Below are 25,852 nucleotides of genomic sequence, written 5' to 3' on the forward strand. Positions count from 1 at the left end.
GACCGCAGCGAAGCGAGGATCCTGCCGAAGTGAGCGTTGAGGAAGCGCTCAGAAGAGGAAGAGCGCTGAGTCGGCATCGATGTCGCGCCGTCCGGCGACCTGAACGGGTTGACGAGTTGAGGGCCGAAACTCTGCACTGCAGGGTTTCGGCCCTCAACTCATGGCTTGGGGTCTAAAACTCTGCATTGCGGAGTTTCAGACCCCACGGGTGGGTAGTCTGCGCACGCACCCGGCCGCGCGACACCCCGCGTCGGCCGGTCGAAAGGGCCCGGCGCGTTGCTCGTCACGCTCGTCGGAACGTCGCTGGGCGTCGCGACCCTGCACGCGACGAGTTGTGCGTTCACGCGAGGGCGCAGCCGGGCCGGCGCAACGATCGGTGCGACCTCAACGAGACTTCATCTCGTCCTCCACCACCCACTTGTGGTTCTTCATCGTCATTCCGTCGGCCGTGTAGTCGACCATGTATACCGTCTGAGTGGTGGACGACGCGATGGTGCCCTCGGCGCCCTGCATGCCGTCCATGTGGTCAGCTGTGATGGTGACGGCTTCCCCGTCGGCGAGGTGTTTTGTGCCGGCGCTCTTCAGCTCTTGCTGCACGACCCACTTGTGGTTCTTGACCATCGCACCGCCGGTGGTGGGCTGGTAGTTCACCGCATATGTGGCGGTGCGGTAGGCCCCGACGACGGTCGCGGGGGCATTTTTCATGCCGTCCATGTGATCGGTCGTCAGCGTGACCCTGCTGCCCACCGGGAATCTCGGGTTCTTCGCCTGGGTCATGTCCGCCGGGGCCGGGCCGCCGTCCATCTCGTGCATGTGACCATGGCCGGAGGAGGCCGACGTCGACGTGGCCGCGGCCGACGTCGGCATGCCTGAGTGCGAGGAATGGTCGCTGCCGGAGGAACATGCGGTGCCGGCGCCCAATGCCACGGCGGCCGCAGTGGCGGCCAGATTTCGACGGTTCATGAGGTGCGGCCTTTCGCTTCGGGGGCGTGTTCGACGAACATAGCGGACGTCCCTCTGAGTTCTGTCAGAGCGGCGTGGGTTCACAGCAGTGTGCCGAGCGATGCCACGGCGCCGCCGAGGAGGAACGCGGTGATGGCGTACGCCAGGGGCTTGTTGTCCATCGCTGCACCGCTGGCGTGGTGAGTGATCGCGTGACCTCTGCCCTGGCGCAGCAAGTGCTTGTTCACCGGGTAGGCGGCGACGTAGGCCGCGACGAGAGCCACCGCCATCGAGACCCAGAACAGCAGGTCCATCAACCGTGCGTCCATCGCACCCGGTACGAGCCACATGACGAGGTTGTCGACGAGCTCCATCGTGGCGATCGAGACGGTGTCCGCTGCGAGGACGAGCAGGAGCGCCTGCTTGGCGGGGATGCCTGAGCGCAGCAGCGGTGTCGCTGACAGCGTGTACCCGAAGACGAACGCGAGGGCTATCGCGACGGCCGTGCTGAGGCCGTTGCCCCATCCCAGGGCCGTTGCGGCGATGAGCCCGACGATCTCGCCGATGGCGCATCCGGTGAGGCAGTGCAGCGTGGCCGACGCAGCCATCGACGACATGTCATGACCTGAGCCGTGATGGTGTTCGTGTTCGCTCATGTCAGGCGCAACGCTAATACCCCTAGGGGGTATTCCGGTTGCTGGGAGGTTTCACTGCACCTACTGGACGGAGAGCGTCCGTCGTCGACCTCGTCGTTGTCGTCGAGTTGAGGCCCGAATTCCTGCATGGCAGAGTTTCGGCCCTCAACTCACGGCTCGAGGCGCCCTGACCGGCGGTCGGCGCGGCGCGCCAGCAGGACTGGGGTCTGCTGGAATCGGCCCTGGCTCGGCCGCAAGCGGTGGTCTTCGGGGAGGTCGTCTACCCGGGGATCCTGATGAAGGCAGCCGCACTCGTCCATTCCCTGGCCAAGAATCGCGCGTTGGTCGACGGCAACAAGCGGACGGCGCTCGGTGCGCTCTGGCTGTTCCTCGCCCTCAACGGGACTCATCTCGTCGGCAGCGATGACGAACGATATGAATTCATGGTCGACGTCGCTGCCGGGAGTCTCGACGACGTCGGCGTGATCGCCGAACGCCTTCGTGACCTCACGGAACCCATGTGAGACGGCGCTCGCCGACGTGACAATGCTTCTCACTCCGCGTCGGCGTAGCGTCAGCATCATGACTACGACTGTTGCCTGCTACCAGGCCATTGCCGCCGACAAGCCCCTCGAGCCCGGCACCGTCGAGCGCCGCGACCTGCGCCCCGACGACATCCGCATCGAGATCGAGTACGCCGGAATCTGCCACTCCGACATCCACACCGTCCGCGGCGAGTGGGGCCCGGTGAATTACCCCATGGTGACCGGCCACGAGATCGTCGGCCGCGTCGCCGAGATCGGTTCCGACGTCACCGAGTTCAAGGTCGGCGACCGTGCCGGTGTCGGTTGCCTCGTCGACTCGTGCCGTGAGTGCGAATGGTGCAAGAAGGGCGAGGAGAACAACTGCCCGAACGCCGTCGGTACCTACAACGGCATCGACCGTCACGACGGGCGCCCGACCGCCGGTGGTTACTCGCAGGCCATCGTCGTCTCCGAGGCGTTCGCCCTCCACATCCCCGAGAACCTCGACGCCGCCGCCGTCACGCCACTGCTGTGCGCCGGCATCACCACCTACTCGCCGCTGCGCACCTGGGGCGTCACCGAAGGCTCCAAGGTCGCCGTCGTCGGCATGGGCGGTCTCGGCCACGTGGCCGTCAAGCTGGCCAAGGCAATGGGCGCCGAGGTGACCGTCATCAGCCAGACGCGCTCCAAGGAAGAGGACGGCCGCAAGTACGGCGCCACCGAATGGATCGCGACGAAGGAGAACCCCGACGCGCTCAAGGAGCACAAGGGCCAGTTCGACGTCATCATCAACACCGTCTCCGCCCACATCGACGTGCGCGCCTACATGGCGACACTGCGCCCCCACGGCGCGATGGTGCTGCTCGGCCTGCCGACCGAAGCCCTCGAAGTCAACGCCGGCAACCTCATCGGCGGCCGCAAGTCCCTCACCGGCTCCAACATCGGCGGCATCCGCGAGACGCAGGAAATGCTCGACTTCTGCGCCGAACACGGCGTCACTGCCGAGATCGAACTCATCAACGCCGACCAGATCAACGAAGCCTACGACCGCGTCGTGAACTCCGACGTCCGCTACCGCTTCGTCATCGACGCCAAGACGTTCGCCTGATCCCTCGGCCCGTCTTCCGGGTGGCGCGGATCCTGAGCTCGCAAGCTCGCCCAGGATCGCCGCGCCGCCTCGGTGCGACAGGCCTTCGGGCGGGATGACGAGAGCCGCCTCGACCGCACACCTCGCAGGCTCGGTGTTCGGCCGGGGCGGCTCTCGTCATCCCGAGTCCGCGTCGCGGGTGGTCGGGGCTGCGGGTCTCTGAGCCTGGAGATGGAGCGTGGCGGGGTTGGACGTCGGCGCTGCGTCACCCCTTGTCCCTCACTGGGTGAGCGCCTCGGTGCGCATCACTCGGCTCACACGCCTGCTCAATCTCCGACGCGGCCCAACCGTTGCAAGCGGCCGCGAAGAGAATCGCGACGTTCTTCGTTCGCCGGTAGCTCGACGAAACGCTCGCGGTAACGCGCGAGGAGGTCGTCCTCGAGCCGGCGCACGGCACCGGGCTGGTGACGGTAGCCCATCGAACGTGAGATGCGTTCCGAGTCGACGGATTTCAGCTCGTCAGCCAGCATCGGGATCGACGTCACCTCGAGCTCCGTCAACCAGTTCGCGGCCTCGACGTACGCCTCCGGCCGGGCGAAGCCCGATGTTTCGTACCGGCCCGCGAGGAACGACGCGAGCTCGCGGGCGTCGACGCGCAACCCGTCCTCGAACCGGCCCTCACCCTGCTGCGAGAGGCCACTCGACAACGTGTCGCGAATGACGGAGAACTCACGGTCGGCGAGCTCGATGAGCCCCGCCGCCAACGTGAAACGACGATCCAGCTCATGCGCGAACTCCGCCGGCACGTCACCCTTGTACCGCGCGTCGTGCTCGAACTCCGCCCACGCGTGCTGCAGCACCGTGCGCAACTGCACCGACACGCACTGCGCCGCGTCGTACGCGGTCGCCGACGGATCGTTCGAGATCAGCATGTGACGACTCGCGTAGCCGAACCGTCCCTCGCTCGCCGTCTCACGACCCATGTCGCGATCCTCGAGCACCGTGAAGTTCTCCGCGAGCAACTGTGCGACGGGCTCGATGTCGCTGTGCACGTACGTGATGATGCGGACGCCGACCTGATCGGTGATGTCGAGCGCCGGGTCGAAATCGGTGTGCCCCAACTCGCTGGCACGACGAGCGACCTTGTCCGAGAACGATGCCGGCGACTTCGCGCGCCCCGTGATCGACAGATAGTTGATGCCGGCGTCGTCGATGATCGAACGCACCTTGCGCACCATGTCGTCCGTACGCCGCCGCGTGCGGGGATAGCGGGAGGTGTACGTCGCCATCGCGCGTTCCAGAGACCGTCGGCTCATGAAGAGCATCCAAACAGATGCAGCCCGCGCACGTCACCTGCCGGCAGCGCCCCGCGGCCAACAGGACGTCGCACTGCGCCCGACGGCCTGCCCACGTCGCCACTTCCACCACCCTGTTGCCCCGACGCTGGCGCTCCGGGCACGGCTCACGCACAGGCATTGACAGCCACCACGAGGACGCGGCGGGAGCCCGCTCGGTACGCTGATCGATGAGAATGACGCCGCACGTCGTGCGTCGCGCGAAAGTGAGGCACGTCCGTGGTCAACGATTCCGGTTCGAAGCGACCCCCGTCGAGGGGCGGGTCGCGTCCGTCGAACAGCGGTAGTCCCAAGGCACCCACCTCCCGCGCCGGTGCGCGGGGCGCCCAGGGCGCGAGTCCCGCGGCGCGGCGTCGACGGGGGAGCAGGAAGAAGAGCGCGCACTCGTTGCCGTTCCGCATCGTGCGCGCCGCCCTGCTCGCCCTCGCGAGCCTCGTGCTGCTGGCCGTGCTCACGTTCATCGGCCTCTACCTGTTCATCGACATCCCCAAGGCCAACGCCCAGGCGACGCAGGCGGTCTCCGTCGTCTACTACGCCGACGGCAAGACGGAGATGGGCCGCTTCACGACGACGAACCGTGACCCCGTCGAGCTGAACAAGGTGCCGATCGACGTTCAACACGCGTTCATCGCCGCCGAGGACCGCAGCTTCTACTCGAACCGCGGCATCTCCCCGACGGGCATCGCGCGCGCCTTCATCAACGACTTCACCGGTGACGGTGGCAGCCAGGGCGGCTCGACGCTGACGCAGCAGTGGGTGAAGAACTACTTCCTGACGCAGGACAAGACGGTCACCCGCAAGGTGAAGGAGGTCGTCATCAGCCTCAAGGTCGACCAGGAGATGAGCAAGGACGAGATCCTCCAGGCCTACCTCAACAACGTCTACTTCGGGCGCGGGACGTACGGCATCCAGGCTGCGTCGCAGTCGTACTTCCACAAGGACGTCTCCCAGCTGACGACTGTGGAGGGCGCGTTCCTCGCCTCCGTCGTCAACAACCCGGAGAACATGGATCCGAGCGTCGGGCCCAACTCCGAGCAGCGTGCCAACGAGCGCATGGCGTACACGCTCAACGGCATGGTCAAGATGGGGTGGCTGACGGCCGAGGAACGCAACAAGGCCGTCATGCCGAAGTTCTATCCGCGTCAGCCGATCAAGTACGCGGACGGGCCGCAGGGCTACGTCATCGCCTCCGTCCGCGGCGAACTGTCGCGCAAGTTGAAGCTCAGCCAGGAGGACATCGACCGCGGTGGTCTGCGCATCACGACGACGATCGACAAGCGCGCGCAGGACGCGGCCGTCGCGGCGGTGGAGAAGCACACGCCTGACACGTTGCTCGGCAAGCTGCACACCGGCCTCGTCGCCGAACGTGCGAACGACGGCGGCGTCGTCGCGATGTATGGCGGCGCCGACTACGACCCGGTGAAGTCGCCCTACTCGGACGCAGATCAGGCGATGCTGCAGACGGCGTCATCGATGAAGCTGTACACCGCGATCGCTGCGCTGCAGCACGGCAAGTCGGTCGACACCCAGTACAACGGCAACAACTATCTGCCGATCGGTGCCGGCAAGTACGTGCAGAACAACCAGAACGAGTCGTGGGGTTGGCAGCCGATCAGCAACATGCTCGCGTACTCGATCAACACGGCGTTCGTCCGGCTCAACCGGGAGATCGGGCCGGCGAATACGCTCGAGGCGGCGCAGGCCTCGGGCATGCCGAAGACGCTCGGGGGGATGAACGACACGAACATCCTCAACGTCCTCGGCACGGGTGACAGCCGCGTCGTCGACCAGGCGACGGGGTACAACACCCTCAACTCCGGCGGCGTGTTCTACGACCGACACCTCATCTCGACCGTGAAGTCGTTCGACGGCAAGTACTCCTACACCGTCGACACCAAGGGCAAGCGGGTGTACGACAAGGCGATCGCGGACGACCTCACGTGGGCGCTAGGCAAGACGGGTGTCTACGGCACCGCGGCGGGCGCGCAGGACGAGCTCGGGCGCGCCATGGCGTCGAAGACAGGTACGGCCTCGGGCAACAAGTACCTCTGGTTCAACGGCTTCACGCCTGGCCAGATCACGACGAGTGTCGGCATGTACTACAGCACCGACGGCAAGACGGCGCAGCCGATGCAGAATCTGCCAGGTGTGACGGCGAGCGACGTCTACGGCGCGGGTCTGCCGCGCAAGGTGTGGGTCGACTTCATGGATGCCGCCCTCGAGGGGCAGAAGAAGACGCAACTGCCCAAGCGCTCGTACTACAACGAGAACAAGCCCGAGTCGGCGTCCACGTCTGCGTCACCGACCCCGACGAAGACGTACGCCGCGCCCTCCAGCGCCGCGTCGCAGCCCTACCCGGAGCCGACGCAGTCGAACGTCCAGCCCACCCAGCCCGACGCGACGGACGCCCCGGGCCCGGCGTCGCCCGGGTCGACGGCGCCTGACGCGACGCTGCCGGCCTCCTCCAGCGCGGCTGTTTCACGTGAAACGAGCCCGCCGCAGACGGCGGCGTCATCGGCCGTCGCGAGCGGCCGGTGATCCCCGGGAGCCTCGGCGAGTCGCTGACCGGGCACCCCCGCCTAGGCTGACCCCATGACGCACACGGCCACGCCTGCGCACCCGACGACCGCTCCGAGCTCGGGTCGAGCCCCGACGCGCACCGACCCGGTGGCCGTAGCGGCCAGTCACGTCGTCGGTGGGCCGCTGGGGCGTCACGCCGTCGTCGGGCGACGCGGGTGGCGCCCGGCCGCCGTTGTCCTCAGTGCGCTGAGCGCGGTCTTCGTCGCGCTCGGGGTGCTGCAGAAGAACCACTGTGTCTCGACGGGGTGGGCGACGCCCGGATCCTTGTGGCGCGCCTGCTACTCCGACCTGCCCGTCGCCGTCGCCGCGCCCGCCGGATCGTCGCCGTGGTCGAACCCGACGATGCAGGGCCAGCCCCCGCTGACGGCACTCATCACCTGGCTCGTGCGCACGATCGTGCCCGGCGGTTCGCAGCTACGGCTGCAGCAGGGGATGTTCGCGTGGGGGGCCGCCGTCGTCGCGTTGCTCATCGCCCTCGCCGTGTGCGCGAGTGCCGCGTCGCGACCCGACAGCCCCTGGGTGGCTGCCCACATCGCGTTGTCGCCGGTGCTCATCACGAGTGCGCTCATCTCGTTCGACGCGCTCGGTGTCGCCCTCGTCGCAGCCGGACTGCTGGCCTGGGAGCGCACGCGCTTCCCGCTCGCGGGGGTGGCGCTCGCGGGCGCCCTCCTGACGCGTCCGACGCTCGGCGCCGTCCTCGTGGCCGCGCTCGTCGTCGCGCTCGTGCGCGGCCGCACGAAGGGCGCCCTGGCACTCTTCCTCGGGGCGGGCGCGACGTGCGTCGCGATGTTCGCCGTCATCGCCGTGTGGGGCGGCGACCCGTTCACCTCGTTCACCGCCTGGCGCCAGCAGGGCGCCGGGTACGGCTCGCTCTGGTACATCCTCAGCTTCGCGGACGTGACGTTGTCACCTGCCGTCCTGACGGGCCTCGCCGTGCTCGGGTGGATCGCGGCGATCGCGCTGGGGGCGATTCTCGCTCAGGGTCGTGAGCGGCTGCCGCTCGCGCCCATCGCGCTGCTCATGCTCGTCACGGTGATGCTGACGTCGCGTGCCCTGCCGGTGCAGGCGTGCTTGTGGGTCCTGCCGCTCATCGCGCTCAGCGCGCTGCCGTGGCGCGACCACCTCGTCTGGGCGGGCGCCGAGTTCGTCTACTTCATCACCGTGTGGGGGTTCATCGCGCGTGCCTCGAACATGGCGAAGGCGCTGCCCTCCGGCTGGTATTGCTTCTTCACCCTGGTGCGACTGGCCGGGCTGGTCTACCTGGTCACCGCGGCGATCCGCGCGACGCGTCCGTCGACCGTCGCGTCATCCGAGGACGACGCCGACGAGCGCCGCGCCGGCCTCACCGCTCGGCAGCACGCGAACGCCGCGTCAGCCTGAGTTCATCCACAGAGATTGGTCGCCGGTGACGGCTACGGGTAGTCTTGAGGGGTTCGTGCCGTCTCATCCACAACCTGTGGCTCCGGCGCGTGCTCCCCGACGGCTCGATGGGCCATCGTGGTGCGTGCGACGACGAGAGGGCGCGGCAACGCTGCAACCCTCCTGTCACGGAGAGACCGTGACCGCTTGAGACCAAAGGAGGTGGGTTACCGCATGCGTCATTACGAAATGATGATCATCCTCGACGGTGAGCTCGACGAGCGCACGGTCCAGCCCTCGCTGGAGAAGTTCCTCTCTGTCGTCACGAAGGACGGCGGCACCGTCGACAACGTCGACGTCTGGGGCCGTCGCCGCATGGCTTACGACATCAAGAAGAAGTCCGAAGGCATCTACGTCGTGGTCGACTTCAACGCGACCCCGGCCACCGCTGCAGAGCTTGACCGTCAGCTTGGACTCAACGAGTCCATCCTGCGTACCAAGATCCTGCGCAAGGACGCCTGAGAACTCCCCACATTCAGTAGGAGGAACCACCCATGGCGCAAGGTGACGTCAACATCACGATGGTCGGCAACCTCGTTGCCGACCCCGAGCTGCGCTACACGCCGAACGGCGCTGCCGTGGCGAACTTCCGCATCGCCTCGACCCCGCGCGTCTTCGACCGCCAGTCGAACGAGTGGAAGGACGGCGAGGCGCTCTTCATGTCCTGCTCCATCTGGCGCGAGGCAGCGGAGAACGTCTCGGAGTCGCTCCAGCGCGGCTCGCGCGTCATCGTCACCGGCCGTCTGAAGTCTCGTTCGTACGAGACGAAGGAGGGCGAGAAGCGCACCGTCACCGAGCTCGAGGTCGACGAGGTCGGCCCGTCGCTGCGGTACGCCACGGCGAAGGTCAACAAGACCCAGCGCTCCGGCGGTGGCCAGGGTGGCAACTTCGGAGGTGGCAACGGCGGCGGCAACGTCAGCCAGGGCAACTTCGGGGGCAACTCCGGCGGTGGCAACGGTTTCGGCGGCAACTCGGGTTCTCAGGGCGGCAACTTCGGTGGCAGCCCGACCGACGACCCGTGGGCGACCGGTGGCAACTCGGGTGGCGGCTTCGGCGGCAACTCGGGTGGCAACGCCGGCGGCCAGTCGAACGGCTCGCAGGGCGGCGGCAACGGTGGCTGGTCCACCGGCCCGTCGTACGACGAGCCCCCGTTCTGATCGTTCCTCCTCTTCCCGGGCGTCACCACGACGATGACGCCCCACCGGCCCGGCACGCACGTGCCGGCCACTCACACACTCGCTATCCCGAGTCACCACTCGGGCTCTCATAGAAGGAGAGCACCACGATGGCAAAGCCCGTTGTGCGCAAGCCCAAGAAGAAGGCCAACCCGCTGAAGGCGGCGAAGGTCGAGAACATCGACTACAAGGACGCTGCGCTGCTGCGCAAGTTCATCTCCGACCGCGGCAAGATCCGCGCCCGTCGCGTCACCGGTGTCTCCGTCCAGGAGCAGCGCCTCATCGCCAACGCCGTCAAGAACGCGCGTGAGATGGCTCTGCTTCCCTACTCGAGCTCCGCTCGCTGATCGAGGAAAGGAACACCGACATGAAGGTCATCCTGACCCACGAGGTTTCCAAGCTCGGCACGGCCGGCGACGTCGTCGACGTCAAGCCCGGTTTTGCCCGCAACTACCTTCTGCGCAACAACCTCGCCACGGAGTGGACGAAGGGCGGCCAGAAGCAGGTCGACTCGATCACGAAGGCTCGCGAGACGCGTTCCATCAAGACGCTCGAAGAGGCGAAGTCCGTCAAGGGCAACCTCGAGAACGCCAAGGTGACGCTGAAGGCTCGCGCCGGCGAGAACGGCCGCCTCTTCGGCGCCGTCACGACCGGTGAGATCGCCGACGCGATCAAGGAAGCCGGCGCCGGTTCCGTCGACAAGCGCAAGATCGAGATCACGACGCCGATGCGTTCGCTCGGCGAGTACTCGGTGCTCGTGCGTCTGCACCCCGAGGTGCAGGCCACGGTCGACGTCAAGGTCGCCCGCGCCTGATCCTCACCGGCCCACCCCGGCCTCGTCCGGGGCGGGCCGACGTCGAAGCCCCGCGCCACGGTTCGTCCGTGGGCGGGGCTTCGTCGTGCGTGCGTCAGAGGGCGGTCGCGAGGTGCGCGTGGATGGTCGCGGCGACGCGGTTGGCGACGGACGTGCCGATCGCCATCGTCGGGGTGCGCTGCAGGATGGCGAGCGTGTGGTTGCGGTTTCCGCCGACGTGGCCGATGCTGTTGACGCGCCACAGACCGGCGTAGGGCAGCCAGCCGTTCTTCACCTGACTCGTGCCGATCGAGCCGACGCCCCAACGCTGATCCGCCGCGACCTGGCCCATGAGCGTCAGGATGTAGCCACGGTTGGCGGCGTTGAGCAGCCTGCCGCGCCAGCTGATCTCGTTCATGAGGACGATCTGGTCGTAGGCGGAGGTCGTCGTCAGGCCCCAGGCTCCGGCAGCGCGCGTCGACGTCATGCCGAGGCTGTTCGCGACGGCCTGCACCGCGGGTGCGCCGCCGACGCTGCGCCACAGGTTCGTCGCCGCGTTGTTGTCGCTGACGCGGATCATCGGGGAGGCCTGGCTCTTCTCCCACGCGGTGAGGCCGCGCCCCGCCTTCTGGGCGCGCGAGCAGACGGTCGCGAGGATGAGCACCTTGACGATGCTCGCGCACTCGTTGCGGAACGGCGCGTTGTACTGCCACACCCGCATGCTGCGCCGATCGTGCACGGCGACGGACAACCCGCCGGTCGTGGATGCGTCGATGGCGTGCATCTTGTCGTAGAGCCCCACCGTGGTGGCCGAGGCCTGGGTCGCCCCGAGCGTCGAGACGGCGCCGGTGGCGCCCAGTGCGAGCGCTCCGGTGAGTGCGGTACGGCGGCTGACGCCGTGACTCGTGAGCAGTCGATCATCGAGGTCGTGCGTCATGGGAACTCCCTGAGAGATGCCTGCGTATGACCTCAAGATAGTGGGTGAGGGCGGCCCATGGGGCATTCGCGGCCCGCGAGCATCGGGGGCGGCGGGACCGGGGCGTCAGCCGGCGCTCTCGAGGTGCATCCAGGCGGTGCCTCGACGCCGGTGGTCGAGCACGGCCATGCGCGCGAGCAGGTAGAGCGCATACAGCACCCAGACCGCGACGAGCGGCGACGCGTCCCCCCAGCCTGTGACGGCATCCCGCGAGGTGCTCAGGACCCACACGAGCGGCAGGTAGCCCACGAGAAGCGCCAGTTGCGCACGGGCGAGGAACGCGCCGTCCCCGGCACCCATGAGCACACCGTCGTGGACGAACAGCACGCCCGACGGTGCGCTCACGAGGGCGATGACGACGAGGGCGGCGCTCGTCGTGTGCGCGATCGTCGCATCGGAGGTGAACAGCAGGGGCACCCACCACGCCGTGACCAGCGTCGCCACACCGCCGACGAGTCCGCAGCGCCAACCCCATCGAGTGAGCGTCGCGGTCAGTTCGCGGGTGCGTGAGGCGTCACCGCGGCCCAGTGATTCGCCGACGAGCGCTTGCGCCGCGATGGCGACGGCGTCGAGCGCGAACGTCAGGAAGGTGAAGATCGTCGATGCGATCTGGTGCGCCGCGAGGGTCCCGGGGCCGAACAACCCGGCGGTGGCCGTCGTGAGGAGCAGGACGGCGCGCAGCGCGATCGTACGCACGAGGATCGGCGCCCCGGCGCGTGCCGCACCCAGGACACGTCCCGGGTGGGGGCGGACGTCGAGATGGCGCACCCGTCGGCCGATCGAGGCGAGCAGGGCGAGCGCCATGAGCCACTGCGCGGCCGTGGTGCCGGCGGCCGAGCCGGCGAGGCCGGTGTGTAGACCGAGGACGAGGATGGCGTTGAGCGCCGCGTTGAGGGCGAATCCGGTGACGGTGACGAGCAGCGGCGTCCGCGTGTCCTGTAGGCCCCTGAGCAGCCCCTGCGCTGCGAGGCAGACCAGCATCGCCGGGATGCCGAGCGCGCTGATCCGCAGGTATGTGACGCCAGCGTCCACGACCTCAGGCGCGCTGGTCATCGCGCGCACCGCGAGTGGCGCTGCGGCGAACGTCGCGGCGGCGAGCGGGATGCTGAGCGCCAACGCCAGCCACACGCCGTCGAGGCCCGCCCCGATCGCTCCGTCCTCGTCGTTCGCGCCCATGCGGCGTGCGACGAGTGCGGTTGTCGCGTAGGCGAGGAAGACGAAGATGCCGGTGAGGCTGAGCAGGACGGCGCTCGCGGCTCCGAGCGCCGCGAGCTGCGTGACGCCGAGGTGGCCGACGATCGACGAATCGGTCATGAGGAACAAAGGCTCGGCCACGAGCGTGAAGAAGGCCGGCACGGCAAGGGCGCGAATCTGGGGCCCCAGGGAGTCGGGTTCCTGCACTTCTCGCGCTACCCGTCTCATCATATGAGAAAAAATGTCCTCTCGTGCAACCGCGTCGGCGCGCCTGCTCGGCGGAGCCCCCTGACTCCTGGTATTGGCCCGAAACTACGCGGAACGACGGGAAAATATCCAGGTGGGCGTCGTGGCCGCTTATCTCGCGCGGCGCGCGTCGAGTCAAGCATTTACCGGGCGTGTCGGCAACTTTCATTTCACACTCAGGAAACGCTCGGGCAGAGTGAAGCCTGCACCTTTGTGAGCGGGGGCTGGCGAGGGTGTGGCAGTGGCGTGCGTCTCCACCCTGGAGACGCGGTGCGCTGGAACGCGAAAACCGTAGAAAGGCTGCTCACTTGAGTACACATGCTCCCCTGCACATGAGGAGACGCGAGCGCACCGTGCGCCCGCAGCTCGCTCTTCGATCCGGCCTCGGAGCCGGGGTGGCGCTCGCCATCCCGGCCACCGGAGCCCTCGTCGCGGCCGCGCCCGCGATGGCCGCACCCGGCACGGGTACGACCACGCCGAGCGCGACCACACCGACCGTCAAGCCCGTCCTGTTCTTCGGCTCCCGTGGGGAAGCGGTGAAGGCGATCCAGGCGCAGCTCCAGGTCAACGCGGACGGCATCTTCGGCCCTGCGACGCTGTCGGCTGTCAAGTCGTTCCAGCGCAGCAACGGGCTGTACGCCGACGGCATCGTCGGCAAGCTGACGTGGGCGAAGCTCGCTGCGGCGACGACGCCGACGACCCCGACAACGCCGACCACTCCGACAACGCCGACCACGCCGACGACGTGCTCCGCGAACACCACGACGCTGCGCTTCGGTTCGACGCACGCGCTCGTCAAGGTGCTGCAGAGCAAGCTCGGAGTCGAGGTCGACGGCATCTTCGGGCGGGCCACTCGTGCAGGGGTCGTCTCGTTCCAGGCGCAGAACGGTCTGTACGCGGACGGCATCGTCGGCAAGCTGACGTGGGCGAAGCTGGGCTGCTCGACGACGACTCCCACGACGCCGACTCCTCCCACGGTGCCCACGACGCCGGCGACGCCTCCCACGGTGCCGACGACGCCGACGACGCCGACGACGCCTGCTCCGTCCGCGACGGCCGCGCAGATCATCGCGTACGCCAAGACGTTCCAGGGTGTGCCGTACGTGTGGGGCGGTTCGACGCCGTCGGGCTTCGACTGCTCCGGCTTCGTCTCGTACGTGTTCAAGCAGTACGGCATCACGATGCCGCGCGTCTCCGCGCAGCAGCAGGCGTACTTCCCGAGCACGACGAACCCGCAGCCGGGTGACCTGCTGTTCTACGGCTACCCGGCGTATCACGTCGCCATCTATCTCGGCGACGGCATGATGATCGACGCACCGCACCCAGGTTCCACCGTGGGTGTTCGCGCGATCTACGGCAAGCCGTCGAGCTACGCGCGCGTGCTGCGCTGAAAGACGGCGTCGAGACTGCCGCGATGGCAGGGGATGGCGCTCGGATCCGGTCGTACCGACAGTGGGGAAGCTGACGCGGACGACGGACCGAGCGCCGTCCCACATCGTGGACAAAACTGAATGATGAATATTTCGTCGAACATTTTTTCGAGGCTCGAAAGGATGTTCGTTTCGTGCTCCCCGGAACCATGCCGAAAGTGCCCGTCAGCCGCGTGATCACGGGAAGATCACGGGGTGCCAGAACGACATGCATGTGATTTTCGGGGTGCTTTGCGGCGACGTTCGGCTCGTGCATCCTCGACATGTCGCACCCCCGTGCGACACGTGAGCACGAGCGCCCACTGCGAGTCGACTGGCGCTCTTCGACGACGGAGCGAACCGCCATGACGAAGTACTTGCCCAAGCACCTTGCCACGCGCCACGGCCGCGTCGAGTCCGCGTGCGTCGGTGCTGCCGCAGCCCGCGGCTCCCGATCCGCCCTCGCGCTCGGCGTGGGCGCGACGCTGCCCGTCGCCGGAGCGGCTGTGATGGCTGCCCCGGCTTTCGCGGCGCAGGAGACGCCGGCGCCGGCGCCCGCTCCCACCATCTCGCCCGTGCTGACCTTCGACTCGCGCGGCGAGGCCGTCAAGACCCTGCAGGCTCGCCTCGCTCTCGTCGTCGACGGCTGGTACGGCCCGGTCACGACAGCGGCCGTCAAGGACTTCCAGCGCGCCAACCGCCTCGACGTCGACGGCGTCGTCGGCCCCCGTACGTGGGCGGCGCTCGACGCGTCGTCCGCACAGCCGAGCGCCGGCGACGTCGTCCGACGCGGCGACTCGGGCCCGCTCGTGCGCGCCATCCAGTCGAAGCTCGGGGTGAACGTCGACGGCGTGTTCGGGTCGCTCACCGAGTCGGCGGTCGTGACGTTCCAGCGCTCGCACGGCCTCGTCGTCGACGGTGTCGTCGGGGCGAAGACGACGTATGCCCTCGCTCTCGCCACGGACCAGGCGACCGGTGGTGACACCGGTACCCCCGGCCAGCCGGGCGTCCCGCCGCTCGTCCACCCGGACGCGCCGTACGAGCTGCCGTTCCTCAACGGCTACCCGGCGCCCATCACGCAGGGTCCGTACGGGGCAGCGAGCCATCACAAGTACTACGACAAGCACGCCGTCGACTTCGGGGTTCCGACGGGGACGCAGGTCGTCGCCTCCGCGTCGGGCGTCGTGTTCAAGACCGAGAACAACGTCACCGGTGGCAACACCGTCCTCATCAAGGACGCCTCCGGTTTCTGCATGGAGTACGCGCACCTGTCGTCGATGAACGTCGTTGCGGGGCAGCGAGTCTCGCAGGGGCAGAAGATCGCGTTGTCGGGCAACACCGGCTTCTCGACGGGACCGCACCTGCACTGGGGCATCGTTGATTGCTCCTCCTACACGAGCATCAAGATCGCCGACTCGAAGGAGCTCGGCACCACCTACGTCCCGGGCACGATCGGCGTCTCGCGCAACGGATCCTGACGGCGACACCCCACCCGGCCTGCCCGGGTGGGGTGCCTCACGTGCGCTGCCGTGGCGGCGCGGCGTGGGATGCCGCGCAGGCTGGGTGTCGACCGCGCGGGCTGTCGACGGGTGGCAGGCGCTCACGCGCCGTGCGTGTGAACCTGTGAAAACAGTTTCGATCCAGCGCTGAGGTGTGTCGTGACGCCCAGAAGCCGGGGTGGTCTTGATTGAGTGGGAGGGCACCCCGGCGCATCAGCCCCCCACTGGTTCGCCATGCTTCAGGGGGCGGAACTCGACCGCATGTGAGAGTTCCACCCTCGGAAGATGATCACGGCGAACGTTCGTGCGTCGGGGTGTCCTCGCTCGCTCCAGCGAGGTGCTCGTGGGGCTGATGCGGCGTGGTGGTCCGCGTCGCGCAGGACGATGGGCGCCAAGCGGGCCGTGAACGCGACGTGACCGGCTGGTGGGGGAGCTTTCGGGGCTTTCGGGGCTGTGGACGACAACCCAGGTTGTCGACGACCGGGAGTAATCTTCGTCCACAGGGTGTGGATCGGCGAATCACCGCAGTGGCGCGGTTCCCACGGCGGGCGGGCGAATCATCCACAGGTTTGTCCCGCGTCTGTGCACAACCGCCACCGGCGTTTCCAACACCTTGTCCACAGCACCGTCCACAGACGGGTTCGTGAACGGACGGGGCGTCTGCCTACTGTTGTCGGTGGTGAGTGCAAGGGTGGGTCATGACGGATCGTGCGGCGTCGGCCGGGCGGGTGGCACCCGATTCGAGGAGTTGTGAGCGTGGCTGAGCTGGAGCCGTACGAGGCGCCGCCGGAGTTCGACGGGGCGGGTTCGTCGTCGATGCCGCCGGGCAAGCTGCCGCCGCAGGATCTGCAGGCGGAGCAGAGCGTCATCGGCGGCATGATGCTGAGCAAGGACGCGATCGCCGACGTCATCGCCGAGGTAAAGGGCATCGACTTCTACCGCCCGGCGCACGAGACGATCTTCGACGCGATCACCGACCTGTACGGCCGAGGTGAGCCGGCGGACGCCATCACCGTCGCCGACGAGCTGACGAAGCGCGGCGAACTCGCGCGCATCGGCGGGCAGGCGTACCTGCACCAGATCATCGCGTCGGTGCCGACGGCCGCGAACGCCGGGTACTACGCGCAGATCGTCGCCGAACGGGCCGTGCTGCGCCGGCTCGTCGACGCCGGCACCCGCATCGTGCAGATGGGCTACGGCGACGAGGGCGGCGACGTCGAGGACATCGTCAACGCCGCGCAGGCCGAGGTGTACGCCGTCGCCGACAAGCGTGGCGGCGAGGACTACGTGCGGCTCGGCGACGTCATCGAGGCGACGGCCGACGAGATCGAGCAGGCCTCCGGCACCGACGGGCAGATGGTCGGCGTGCCGACGGGTTTCTCCGAGCTCGACGGGCTGACGAACGGTCTGCACCCCGGGCAGATGATCGTCATCGCGGCACGACCGGCCATGGGAAAGTCGACGCTCGGCATGGACATCATTCGCAGCGCCGCGATTCATCACAACATGACGGCCGCGTTCTTCTCGCTCGAGATGGGGCGCACGGAGATCACGATGCGCCTGCTGTCGGCCGAGGCCGGAATTCAGTTGCAGCACATGCGAAAAGGCCAGATGCGTGACGAGGACTGGACGCGTCTGGCGACGACGATGGGCCGCGTCTCGGACGCGCCGTTGTTCATCGACGACTCACCGAACATGTCGCTCATGGAGATCCGCGCGAAGGCGCGCCGGCTCAAGCAGCGCCACGACCTGAAGATCATCGCGATCGACTACCTGCAGCTCATGAGCTCGGGCAAGCGCGTCGAATCACGTCAGCAGGAGGTGTCGGAGTTCTCGCGTGCGCTCAAGCTGCTCGCGAAGGAGCTCGAGGTACCCGTCATCGCGATCTCGCAGCTGAACCGTGGCCCCGAGCAGCGCACCGACAAGCGCCCGCAGATGGCGGACCTGCGTGAATCGGGTTCGATCGAGCAGGACGCCGACATGGTGATCCTGCTGCACCGTGACGACTACTTCAACAAGGAGTCGGAGAAGGCCGGCGAGGCCGAGATCATCGTCGCCAAGCACCGTGCGGGCCCGACGGCCGACATCACCGTCGCGTTCCAGGGTCACTACTCACGGTTCAAGGACATGGGCGGTCAGAACTTCTGAGCCGTTGCCGGCGATGACGTCGTAAATGAGGCGGCGCGAGACCCCAAGGTCGGCGGCGAGCTTGGCCTCGGGCTCGCCCGCGGCCGCTGCCTGGCGCACGTGGGCGATCTGTTCGTCGGTGAGGCGGCGGGCGCGACCCTTGTAGACGCCGCGTGCTTTGGCCAGGTCGATGCCTTCGCGTTGGCGTTCGCGGATGAGGGAGCGCTTGAGTTCGGCGACGGCGCCGATGAGTTGGCGCTGGAACGTCGCGAACGGGTCGGCCGTGGCGTCGGGTGAGAAGGTGAGGCGTTCCTTGACGAATTCGACGCTCACCTTGCGCGCGGTGAGGTCGGAGACGATCTGCTCGAGGTTGATGAGTGATCGGGCGAGGCGATCCATGGATGCGACGCGCAGCGTGTCCCCGCGGCGCACGTAGCGCAGCGCGTCCGACAGGCCGGCGCGATCGGCGCGGCTCCTGCCGGATTGGTGATCGGTGAACAGCTCGTCGACCGCCCCGAGTGCCTCTAGTTTTCTGGCTAGATTCTGCGACGTCGACGAGACGCGCGCGTACCCCACGATTTGACCCGGCATGTCTAGTCACTACCCGCAAGGTGGGCAATAGGGCCACCGAGGACCCTAGGGACTGCTGCACGGATAGGTGACATCTGACGTGGCTTGCCCGCCAGGGTGGCCTGGAAGGATGCACTCATGCCTCAGCCCTATCCGCAGGAGTTCCGCGACGACGTTGTGCGCGTGGCCCGTAACCGTGAGCCGGGGGTGACGCTCGAGCAGGTCGCGAAGGACTTCGGGATCCACCCGATGACGTTGTCGACGTGGATGCGCAAAGCCGATATCGACGACGGCACCCGGCCCCCGATACCGGTGTCGGGCAGCGACCTGGCCGAGCTGGCCGAGGCCCGCCGGCGGATCCGGTTGCTGGAGCAGGAGAACGAGGTCCTGCGCCGCGCGGCGGCGTACCTGTCCAAGGCGAACCTGCCGGGAAAAGGTTGTACCCGCTCGTGAGCGAGCTCGCCGCCGACGGCATCCCTGTCGCGGTCACGTGCCGGGTCTTGAAGATCGCTCGCCAGCCCTACTACCGGTGGCTCACCAAGCCCGTCACCGACGCCGAGTACGCGCAGGCGTACCGGGCGAACGCGTTGTTCGACGCCCACCGTGACGACCCCGAGTTCGGGTACCGCTACCTGGCCGACGAGGCCCGTCACCACGGCGGGCAGCCCATGTCGGCCCGGACAGCGTGGGCGATCTGCTCGGACAACGCCTGGTGGAGCTCCTTCGGCAAGCCCCGCAGGTCCAAGGCCCGCCGTCCGGGACCGCCGGTGCACGACGACCTCGTCAACCGCGAGTTCACCACCTTGGCGACAGGCCCGAACCAGGTGTGGTTCACCGACATCACCGAGCACAAGACCGCTGAGGGGAAGGTGTACATGTGCGCGATGAAGGACGCCTGGTCGGGACGGATCGTGGGCTACTCCATCGACTCGCGGATGAAGTCGCGTCTGGCCGTGAACGCCTTGGACAACGCGGTCGCCGCCCGCGCCGCGCAGGGCATGACCGTGACCGGGTGCATCGTCCACGCTGACCGTGGATCGCAGTTCAGATCAAGGAAGTTCGTGGCCGCCCTGCACCGCAACGGGCTGCGCGGGAGCATGGGCCGCGTCGCGACCTGTGCCGACAACGCGGCCATCGAGAGCTTCTGGGCACTGCTGCAGAAGAACGTCCTGAACCGCCGCCCCTGGGCCACCCGCGAGCAGCTACGGACCGCCATCGTCACCTGGATCGAACGGACCTACCATCGACGCCGCCGCCAAGCCCGACTGGGACGATTGACCCCCATCGAGTACGAGACCATCATGACCACCCAGACCGCTACCGCGGCCTGAGACCCCAACTGTCACCAGATCGTGCAGCAGTCCCCAATGTAACAGAACGGCCGCTCTGATGATGAGCGCTGAACGATCCATGCTCATGACTTTGAGTGACGGTGTGCCACTCGTTCCATAAGCATGAAATATGGCTGTGAACCCAGAGGACGTCTTAGCTGGCGGCGAGTCGCTCAGCATCGAGTTCAAGCGTCAGGTCAACGATTCTGCCCTCCGGTGACTGACAGGCACGACCCGGCGCGGGTGGCCGATACGTGGGGTAGGCCCTCTGCGTTCACGTTCTCGACGTTCTCACAGCCACGTCACAGAAGATGCGGTCGTGTCCCTCACCGGTTGGCCCCTGCTCGCACTGCTCACGGTGCTCTTCGTCGTCTTCACGATCGCCGCGATCAGCGAGCGTCCCCGGCTTCGTCTGCCCCGCCTGCTCAGGGGAACGGTGACGGTGGTGCTGTCGCAACTGTGCGCCGTCCTGCTCGTCATGGTGGCCGTCAACGACTGGGGCATGTTCTACGGCTCATGGGACGACCTGCTCGGCGCCGCCGGTGACGTGCGTACCGTCACCACCAACGGTGAACCCGCAGCCGAGGGCTTGCCTGCGTCGATGGGGCTGACGGGGTGGAGCAAGAAGGACGAACTGCCGAGCAAGGGTGGCGTCTTCACCCTCGTGTTGCACGGGCCGAGCAGCAGACTGTCGACGAACGCGCTCGTCTACCTGCCGACTCAGTACTTCCAGAAGGGGCACGAGAACGAGAGGTTTCCCGTCGTCGAGACGATCGCCAGCTACCCCGGTGACGTACCCCAGCTCGTCGACCGCCTCGCATACCCCGCCGAACTCGAAAAGCAGGTGAAGGCCGGGCGAGCGCGGCCGATGATCATGGTCTTCATGAAGCCGACGCTCGCGCCGCCCCGCGACACCGAATGCGTCGACGTGCCGGGCGGCCCGCAGACACTGACGTTCTTCAGCAAGGACGTGCCCACGCTCATCAAGAAGGAACTGCGCACGAGTGACACCGGCTGGGGTGCCATGGGGCATTCGACCGGCGGCTACTGTGCGGCGAAACTCGCGCTAATGCATCCCGAGCAGTTCTCGGCCGCCGCAAGCCTTTCCGGATACTTCAGCCCGCACGAGGACGAGATGACGGGTTCGTTGTTCGGTGGGCAGGAGAAGCTGCACCAGGAGAACGACCTGACGTGGCGGATCCAGCACCTGCCGATTCCCCACAACGCGATCTTCGCGGCGATAGGCCAGGCCGAAGGTGGTGACGAGGGCATCGAGAACACCCGCGCGTTCATGGCGACTGCGCGGGCACCCCTCACGACGAAGTTCGAGGTCGTCGACGGCGGCGGCCACAACTTCGGCACGTACCAGCGCGTCATGCCCGATGCGTTCGCGTGGCTCAGCACCTACATGGGGCGCTGACCGGCAGACGACGTGGCCCGTCGCCGGTGTGCACGAAGTCAGCCCCCTTTCGACGAGGCAGGCGGCCCAGCGGTGAGATTCGGGCAAAGCAAGAACTTGAAAGCGCAATGACCTCTAGGATCGGCGGGTGACGTGCCGACCGCCGTCACCCCTCCCACCTCGAAGGAAACGCCCAGATGAACCGTGCCCTCGCCCTGGCCGGCGCGACGACGCTCGCCGCCGCCACCGCCTTCACCGCCACGCCCGCCCTGGCCGCGGCGACCGTCACGACGCGCGTCGCGAACCTTGCCGTGACACCGACGACGGTCACGAAGGGCTCGAGCATCACGCTCAAGGGCCAGGCGCAGAAGCTGGCGAAGACCTGGACGGCGACTCCGGGTGCGTCTGTCGTCGTGTTCTTCGACGCTGACGGTTCTGCCCCGAACACCGCGCAGCGCACGCTGAAGGCCGATGCGCGCGGCAACTTCGCGACGTCGATGGCCCCGCAGGCGAGCGGATACTGGAGCGTTCAGCTCAAGGCGACGTCGACGAACAAGGCCTCGACATCGACGCGTGTCTACGTCAAGGTGACGGCCCCCGCGCCATCGCGCGGCAGCGCCATCGTCATGCCGAAGGGCAGCGTCAACTGCCCCAGTTGGGCGCCGATCAAGGGCAATGCGTCGAGCCACATCTTCCACAGGCCCGGCCAGCGCTTCTACGCGAAGACGCACCCCGAGATGTGCTTCTCGACGCCGGCTGCCGCGATCAAGGCGGGGTATCGCGCGTCGAAGATCTGATCGCAGCCCATGATGGCGGGTACTCACAGGTAGGCGCGCGGCTGCCCGCCTACCTGTGAGTGACCCGCCACCCTGAGTCTCGGCCCGGCCCTCGCGCCACGCGGGGGAGGCCGTCACGAGACAATGGGTCGATGGGAGAGCGGGAACAGCACGAGGCGGGCCTGAGCACGGCCGAGGTGGAGGAACTGACGCGTCGCGGGGAGGTCAACCACGCCCCTGACGACGGCATGCGCTCGACGTGGCAGATCGTGCGAGCGAACCTGTTCACACGCATCAACGCGATCTTCGCGATCCTCGTGGCCCTCGTCGTCGCGACGGGCTCGCTGCGCAACGCGCTGTTCGGGCTCGCCATCGTCATCAACAGCATCGTCGGCATTGCGCAGGAGCTGCGCGCCCGTCACACGCTGAAGCAGCTCAGTATCGTCAACACGGCCGAGGTGACGGTACGGCGCGACGACGAGGCGAAGAAGATCCCGACGACGGACATCGTCACCGGCGACATCGTCGAGCTGTCGTCCGGTTCGCAGATCGCCGTCGACGGTGTCGTCGTGCGCGCCGATCACCTCGACGTCGACGAGTCACTGCTGACGGGTGAATCAGACCCGATCGACAAGCGCAGCGACGACGAACTGCGCTCCGGCAGCTTCGTCGTCGCGGGCTCGGGGCTGATGCGCGCCACCGCCGTCGGTGGAGATTCGTACGCCGCCAAGCTCACGGCCGACGCCGGCGAATTCACGCTCGTGCGCTCCGAACTGCGCAGCGGCATCGACAGCATCCTCAAGGTCATCACCTACCTGCTCATCCCCGCCGGCCTCATCACGATCGTCAACCAGCTGCTGCTCGCGCGCGACGACTGGAAGCAGGCCGTCCTCGGCATGGTGGCCGCACTGACCCCGATGGTGCCCGAGGGCCTCGTGCTGCTGACGTCCGTCGCGTTCGCCGTCGGCGTCATCCGCCTCGGGCGCCGTCAGTGCCTCGTCAACGAGCTGCCAGCGATCGAGGGCCTCGCGCGCGTCGATGTCGTCTGCGCCGACAAGACGGGCACCCTTACGGAGCCGGGCATGACGCTCGAACGCGTCGAACCGCTCGGTGACACCGACGAGGGCAGTGCGAAGGAGGCACTCGCCGCCCTCGCGCACGCCGACGAGCACCCGAACGCGACGATGCTCGCCGTCAAGGACGCGTTCGGCGATGCGCCGGGTTGGGGCGTCGAGGCGCGGGCGCCGTTCAGTTCCGCGACGAAGTGGTCGGGCGTCTCGTTCGCCGGGCACGGCAACTGGGTCATGGGCGCCGCCGACATCCTGCTCGACCCCGACAGCGCCGACGGCGAGCGCGCAACCGAGGTCGGCGCGAGCGGCGCTCGCGTTCTGCTGCTCGCCGAGGCGGAGACGCGCGTCGACGCCGACGACGCGCCCGGCGAGCTGACGCCGCGCGCCCTCGTCGTGCTCGCGCAGAAGGTGCGCCCCGACGCCGCGAAGACACTCGAGTACTTCCATGACCAGGGCGTCGAGGTGAAGGTCATCTCCGGCGACAACGCGCGCAGCGTCGGCGCCGTCGCCGAATCCCTCGGCCTCGGCGAGGCCGACCAGGCGCTCGACGCACGCAAGCTGCCCACGGACACAGCCGAACTCGCCGACGCGCTCGACAAGAGCGTCGTGTTCGGCCGCGTCAAGCCCGACGGCAAGCGCGCGATGGTGCGGGCGCTGCACAGCCGCGACCACATCGTCGCGATGACCGGTGACGGCGTCAACGACGTCCTCGCCCTCAAGGACGCGGACGTCGGCGTCGCCATGGGCTCCGGCAGCGACGCGACACGCGCCGTCGCCCAGATCGTCCTGCTCGACAACAAGTTCGCGACGCTGCCGCACGTCGTCGCCGAGGGCCGCCGCGTCATCGGCAACATCGAACGCGTCGCTCACCTGTTCCTCACGAAGACGATCTACGCGGTGACGCTCGCCCTCGTCATCGGCCTGCTCGGGCTCGGGGCGCACCTGTTCCACACGCCCTCGCTCGCGTACCCGTTCGAGCCGATCCACCTGACGATCGCCGCCTGGTTCACGATCGGCGTTCCTTCGTTCGTGCTGTCACTGCTGCCCAACAGCGAACGAGCGCGCAGCGGATTCGTGCCGCGCGTCATGCGGTTCGCGATTCCGTCGGGGCTCGTCATCGCCGCCGTCACGCTCGCGTGCTACCTGCTCGTGCGCCACGGCCAGGGCGGCGGTGCGGACGCCGTCACCGACGCAGGGTTCGGCGCCGGGCACACCCAGATCGCGACGGCGACGCTCACGACGCTCATCGCGTGCAGCTGGTGGGTGCTCGTCATCGTCGCGCGTCCGCTCGACCGCCTGCGTCTCGCGCTCGTGACGGCGTGCTTCCTCGCCTACGTCCCGATGTTCCTGCTGCCGTTCACCCGTCGCTGGTTCTCGCTCGACCCGACGAACCTGTCGAGGATGGCGATCGCGGCTGCCTGCGCGCTCGCTGGCGTCGCCGCGCTCGAGGGTGTGCACCGCGTGGTGGCGCGACGTCAGGGCCAGGCGCCCGCGGTGCACGGCTGAACGTGATGACCTTGCCCGAGATCGCGTCGTTCCCGACGCGATCTCGGGCAAGGTCACCGCGAGCCGTACGACATCACGCGCCGAGATCGTCCAGCCGAGCGATCCAGGGGTGGTTCGGTTCGGTAAGCGTCAGGGCATCCCGCAGCCATTCTCGTGTCGAACGCTCGAGCAGTGGCGCCGTGACGGTGAAGTCGCGCTCGTCCTTGACGCGTAACCCGCGCGATTTCAAGAGCAGTTGCAGTTCCGGCCGGAGGTACCGCACGCCGTCTCGCTCCCACAGGGCTCGCGTCATCGGGAGGCGAAGGCGGGAATCGCGTTTGTAGACCCACTCTTGCTCGCTCCCCGGGCTGAGCAGGATGTCGTACTCCCAGGCGCTCGCGGCATCCGGCCTCGCCCAGATCTGCCCGCACCCGCGCGGGAGGACGTCGTCAGGCGCGCCATCCGCGTCGACGTCGGGAAGCAGTGGGGTCAATGAACCCGCCGCGGCGGCCCAGGCGTGCAGGCGTCCTGCGAGATGACGTCGAAGCAGGGGCAGGTCATTACGCAGTACGGACGGATCGATGTCGTCGTGTTCGCGTGATGCACCCGTGAAGGCCTCGATGGCCCAGCCCCCGGCGATCCACCACAAGCCGGGGTAGCTCGCGAAGAAGTGCTTGACGTCACTCGGGGTCAGCGGCGCCCACCTGCCGTAGAGAGCCAGGAAATCCTCGTCGGTGAGGTGATTCACGGTCATGCCAGCGAGACTAGGCGGAACACCGCGGCGGCGTGGAAAGCTGACGAGTATCGATTCCGTAGCCACGCCGTCGCGCTCGGACGCCCACTGGTTGCTGCCCATCAACCCCGCAGCGCACGCCGAGCACCAGCCCGACGACTGGCGCACCCGCTCGGACGCCACGGCGGTGTGGGCTGCCATCGGGCGCTCGCAGCCACTCGAACGCTGGTGCCTGCGCAGTGGCTACCGCACGATGCGGGCGGGGGACGTCATCTGGGCCTATCTCGCCGTGCGCCAGGAGGTGTGCGCTTTCGGTCGCGTGCGCGCGGTCGTCGAGGCTGACGGCGCCTGGTTCGTCGACGTCACCTGGGACGAGCACGCGACCCGGGCGCTGAACCGCAGCCCCGTCGCGCGAGGCCGTTTCGGCCAGGTGCCGATGTCGACCTGCCGCGCGCGGGCGACGGCCGTCGAGGTGCTCTGCTGTGCGATGGAGGACCTGCTCTGACGCACCGTCCGGCGCGTCGACT

The 25,852-nt window shown here is 67.9% G+C and carries 23 protein-coding genes; 16 read left to right on the forward strand and 7 right to left on the reverse strand.

Annotation, left to right across the window (positions count from 1 at the left end; all coding sequences use genetic code 11):
• Nucleotides 1-384: 384 nt before the first annotated feature.
• The gene (locus ABH936_RS02735; RefSeq protein WP_038566188.1) at nucleotides 385-963 is read right to left on the reverse strand and encodes a YdhK family protein; all 579 of its coding nucleotides are present in this window, start codon (nucleotides 961-963) and stop codon (nucleotides 385-387) included.
• Nucleotides 964-1,043: 80 nt separating this feature from the next.
• Nucleotides 1,044-1,598, reverse strand: coding sequence for a DUF4396 domain-containing protein (locus ABH936_RS02740; protein WP_051805412.1), 555 nt, complete (start codon nucleotides 1,596-1,598; stop codon nucleotides 1,044-1,046).
• A 239-nt stretch (nucleotides 1,599-1,837) separates the two neighbouring features.
• Between ABH936_RS02740 and ABH936_RS02745 the strand changes: the two genes are divergently transcribed.
• Together ABH936_RS02745 and ABH936_RS02750 are read left to right on the forward strand one after the other, a co-directional pair.
• Nucleotides 1,838-2,101 (forward strand): type II toxin-antitoxin system death-on-curing family toxin, encoded by a 264-nt coding sequence (locus tag ABH936_RS02745; protein WP_051805410.1) that lies wholly within the window; start codon nucleotides 1,838-1,840, stop codon nucleotides 2,099-2,101.
• A gap of 58 nt (nucleotides 2,102-2,159) precedes the next feature.
• Complete coding sequence (locus ABH936_RS02750; protein WP_038569929.1) at nucleotides 2,160-3,209, forward strand: NAD(P)-dependent alcohol dehydrogenase; 1,050 nt, start codon at nucleotides 2,160-2,162, stop codon at nucleotides 3,207-3,209.
• 305 nt (nucleotides 3,210-3,514) lie between these two features.
• Here ABH936_RS02750 and ABH936_RS02755 read toward each other — a convergent pair whose 3' ends face one another.
• Complete coding sequence (locus tag ABH936_RS02755) at nucleotides 3,515-4,504, reverse strand: GTP pyrophosphokinase family protein (RefSeq protein WP_038569927.1); 990 nt, start codon at nucleotides 4,502-4,504, stop codon at nucleotides 3,515-3,517.
• Nucleotides 4,505-4,930: 426 nt separating this feature from the next.
• On the opposite strand from ABH936_RS02755, the gene ABH936_RS02760 reads away from it, so the two are divergent.
• The 6 genes from ABH936_RS02760 to rplI all read left to right on the forward strand — a co-directional run bounded on the left by ABH936_RS02760 (nucleotide 4,931) and on the right by rplI (nucleotide 10,531).
• Nucleotides 4,931-7,081, forward strand: coding sequence for a transglycosylase domain-containing protein (locus ABH936_RS02760; RefSeq protein WP_051805406.1), 2,151 nt, complete (start codon nucleotides 4,931-4,933; stop codon nucleotides 7,079-7,081).
• 54 nt (nucleotides 7,082-7,135) lie between these two features.
• Nucleotides 7,136-8,503, forward strand: coding sequence for a hypothetical protein (locus ABH936_RS02765; protein WP_404602554.1), 1,368 nt, complete (start codon nucleotides 7,136-7,138; stop codon nucleotides 8,501-8,503).
• A 213-nt stretch (nucleotides 8,504-8,716) separates the two neighbouring features.
• Nucleotides 8,717-9,004 carry a 30S ribosomal protein S6 gene (gene rpsF / locus ABH936_RS02770; protein WP_038569923.1) on the forward strand — a complete coding sequence of 96 codons (288 nt, stop codon included), beginning with the start codon at nucleotides 8,717-8,719 and terminating at the stop codon, nucleotides 9,002-9,004.
• Nucleotides 9,005-9,036: 32 nt separating this feature from the next.
• The gene (locus ABH936_RS02775; protein ID WP_062256943.1) at nucleotides 9,037-9,699 is read left to right on the forward strand and encodes a single-stranded DNA-binding protein; all 663 of its coding nucleotides are present in this window, start codon (nucleotides 9,037-9,039) and stop codon (nucleotides 9,697-9,699) included.
• Between the two features lie 128 nt (nucleotides 9,700-9,827).
• Nucleotides 9,828-10,064, forward strand: coding sequence for a 30S ribosomal protein S18 (gene rpsR / locus ABH936_RS02780; protein WP_006944621.1), 237 nt, complete (start codon nucleotides 9,828-9,830; stop codon nucleotides 10,062-10,064).
• Nucleotides 10,065-10,084: 20 nt separating this feature from the next.
• Nucleotides 10,085-10,531: a 50S ribosomal protein L9 gene (rplI, locus tag ABH936_RS02785; protein WP_006944736.1), complete on the forward strand. Its 447-nt coding sequence runs from the start codon at nucleotides 10,085-10,087 to the stop codon at nucleotides 10,529-10,531.
• 94 nt (nucleotides 10,532-10,625) lie between these two features.
• Here rplI and ABH936_RS02790 read toward each other — a convergent pair whose 3' ends face one another.
• Nucleotides 10,626-11,447 (reverse strand): serine hydrolase, encoded by an 822-nt coding sequence (locus ABH936_RS02790; protein WP_051805404.1) that lies wholly within the window; start codon nucleotides 11,445-11,447, stop codon nucleotides 10,626-10,628.
• 105 nt (nucleotides 11,448-11,552) lie between these two features.
• Nucleotides 11,553-12,911, reverse strand: coding sequence for an MATE family efflux transporter (locus tag ABH936_RS02795; RefSeq protein WP_404360716.1), 1,359 nt, complete (start codon nucleotides 12,909-12,911; stop codon nucleotides 11,553-11,555).
• A gap of 323 nt (nucleotides 12,912-13,234) precedes the next feature.
• On the opposite strand from ABH936_RS02795, the gene ABH936_RS02800 reads away from it, so the two are divergent.
• From ABH936_RS02800 to dnaB, 3 genes are all read left to right on the forward strand, one after another.
• Nucleotides 13,235-14,317 carry an NlpC/P60 family protein gene (locus ABH936_RS02800; protein WP_150112677.1) on the forward strand — a complete coding sequence of 361 codons (1,083 nt, stop codon included), beginning with the start codon at nucleotides 13,235-13,237 and terminating at the stop codon, nucleotides 14,315-14,317.
• A 383-nt stretch (nucleotides 14,318-14,700) separates the two neighbouring features.
• Nucleotides 14,701-15,813, forward strand: a complete 1,113-nt coding sequence (locus tag ABH936_RS02805) for a peptidoglycan-binding protein (protein ID WP_051805402.1) — start codon at nucleotides 14,701-14,703, stop codon at nucleotides 15,811-15,813.
• 771 nt (nucleotides 15,814-16,584) lie between these two features.
• On the forward strand, nucleotides 16,585-17,982 hold the full coding sequence (gene dnaB / locus ABH936_RS02810) for a replicative DNA helicase (RefSeq protein ID WP_074041083.1): 1,398 nt from the start codon (nucleotides 16,585-16,587) through the stop codon (nucleotides 17,980-17,982).
• Here dnaB and ABH936_RS02815 read toward each other — a convergent pair.
• On the reverse strand, nucleotides 17,947-18,552 hold the full coding sequence (locus tag ABH936_RS02815) for a recombinase family protein (protein ID WP_404602560.1): 606 nt from the start codon (nucleotides 18,550-18,552) through the stop codon (nucleotides 17,947-17,949). The two genes, dnaB and ABH936_RS02815, sit on opposite strands and share 36 nt — an antisense overlap.
• 117 nt (nucleotides 18,553-18,669) lie before the next feature.
• On the opposite strand from ABH936_RS02815, the gene ABH936_RS02820 reads away from it, so the two are divergent.
• From ABH936_RS02820 to ABH936_RS02835, 4 genes are all read left to right on the forward strand, one after another.
• Nucleotides 18,670-19,862, forward strand: a protein-coding gene (locus ABH936_RS02820; RefSeq protein WP_404602562.1) for an IS3 family transposase whose coding sequence is annotated in 2 segments (ribosomal slippage) — nucleotides 18,670-18,960 and nucleotides 18,963-19,862 — 1,191 coding nt in all. Because the reading frame shifts where the segments join, the coding sequence is not laid out codon by codon here.
• A gap of 319 nt (nucleotides 19,863-20,181) precedes the next feature.
• Complete coding sequence (locus tag ABH936_RS02825; protein WP_404602564.1) at nucleotides 20,182-21,282, forward strand: alpha/beta hydrolase; 1,101 nt, start codon at nucleotides 20,182-20,184, stop codon at nucleotides 21,280-21,282.
• Nucleotides 21,283-21,458: 176 nt separating this feature from the next.
• Nucleotides 21,459-22,058, forward strand: coding sequence for a hypothetical protein (locus ABH936_RS02830; protein ID WP_038566091.1), 600 nt, complete (start codon nucleotides 21,459-21,461; stop codon nucleotides 22,056-22,058).
• Between the two features lie 131 nt (nucleotides 22,059-22,189).
• On the forward strand, nucleotides 22,190-24,613 hold the full coding sequence (locus tag ABH936_RS02835) for an HAD-IC family P-type ATPase (RefSeq protein ID WP_404602567.1): 2,424 nt from the start codon (nucleotides 22,190-22,192) through the stop codon (nucleotides 24,611-24,613).
• Nucleotides 24,614-24,686: 73 nt separating this feature from the next.
• On the opposite strand, the gene ABH936_RS02840 is transcribed toward ABH936_RS02835, so the two are convergent.
• Nucleotides 24,687-25,346, reverse strand: a complete 660-nt coding sequence (locus tag ABH936_RS02840) for a hypothetical protein (protein WP_259880156.1) — start codon at nucleotides 25,344-25,346, stop codon at nucleotides 24,687-24,689.
• Here ABH936_RS02840 and ABH936_RS02845 point away from each other — a divergent pair.
• A complete protein-coding gene (locus ABH936_RS02845) occupies nucleotides 25,345-25,830 on the forward strand; it encodes a hypothetical protein (protein WP_006945048.1) in 486 nt (161 codons plus the stop codon). The two genes, ABH936_RS02840 and ABH936_RS02845, sit on opposite strands and share 2 nt — an antisense overlap.
• Nucleotides 25,831-25,852: the final 22 nt, after the last annotated feature.

The sequence above is a fragment of the Dermacoccus sp. GAS27A genome (assembly GCF_044909235.1).
Lineage (GTDB): Bacteria > Actinomycetota > Actinomycetes > Actinomycetales > Dermatophilaceae > Dermacoccus > Dermacoccus nishinomiyaensis.

Coding starts and splice junctions, on each gene's coding strand:
- ABH936_RS02735 (WP_038566188.1), bottom strand. CDS start 963: ATGAACCGTCGAAATCTGGCCGCCACTGCGGCCGCCGTGGCATTGGGC.
- ABH936_RS02740 (WP_051805412.1), bottom strand. CDS start 1,598: ATGAGCGAACACGAACACCATCACGGCTCAGGTCATGACATGTCGTCG.
- ABH936_RS02750 (WP_038569929.1), top strand. CDS start 2,160: ATGACTACGACTGTTGCCTGCTACCAGGCCATTGCCGCCGACAAGCCC.
- ABH936_RS02755 (WP_038569927.1), bottom strand. CDS start 4,504: ATGAGCCGACGGTCTCTGGAACGCGCGATGGCGACGTACACCTCCCGC.
- ABH936_RS02765 (WP_404602554.1), top strand. CDS start 7,136: ATGACGCACACGGCCACGCCTGCGCACCCGACGACCGCTCCGAGCTCG.
- rpsF (WP_038569923.1), top strand. CDS start 8,717: ATGCGTCATTACGAAATGATGATCATCCTCGACGGTGAGCTCGACGAG.
- ABH936_RS02775 (WP_062256943.1), top strand. CDS start 9,037: ATGGCGCAAGGTGACGTCAACATCACGATGGTCGGCAACCTCGTTGCC.
- rpsR (WP_006944621.1), top strand. CDS start 9,828: ATGGCAAAGCCCGTTGTGCGCAAGCCCAAGAAGAAGGCCAACCCGCTG.
- rplI (WP_006944736.1), top strand. CDS start 10,085: ATGAAGGTCATCCTGACCCACGAGGTTTCCAAGCTCGGCACGGCCGGC.
- ABH936_RS02790 (WP_051805404.1), bottom strand. CDS start 11,447: ATGACGCACGACCTCGATGATCGACTGCTCACGAGTCACGGCGTCAGC.
- ABH936_RS02795 (WP_404360716.1), bottom strand. CDS start 12,911: ATGATGAGACGGGTAGCGCGAGAAGTGCAGGAACCCGACTCCCTGGGG.
- ABH936_RS02805 (WP_051805402.1), top strand. CDS start 14,701: ATGACGAAGTACTTGCCCAAGCACCTTGCCACGCGCCACGGCCGCGTC.
- ABH936_RS02815 (WP_404602560.1), bottom strand. CDS start 18,552: ATGCCGGGTCAAATCGTGGGGTACGCGCGCGTCTCGTCGACGTCGCAG.
- ABH936_RS02830 (WP_038566091.1), top strand. CDS start 21,459: ATGAACCGTGCCCTCGCCCTGGCCGGCGCGACGACGCTCGCCGCCGCC.
- ABH936_RS02835 (WP_404602567.1), top strand. CDS start 22,190: ATGGGAGAGCGGGAACAGCACGAGGCGGGCCTGAGCACGGCCGAGGTG.
- ABH936_RS02845 (WP_006945048.1), top strand. CDS start 25,345: ATGCCAGCGAGACTAGGCGGAACACCGCGGCGGCGTGGAAAGCTGACG.
- ABH936_RS02840 (WP_259880156.1), bottom strand. CDS start 25,346: ATGACCGTGAATCACCTCACCGACGAGGATTTCCTGGCTCTCTACGGC.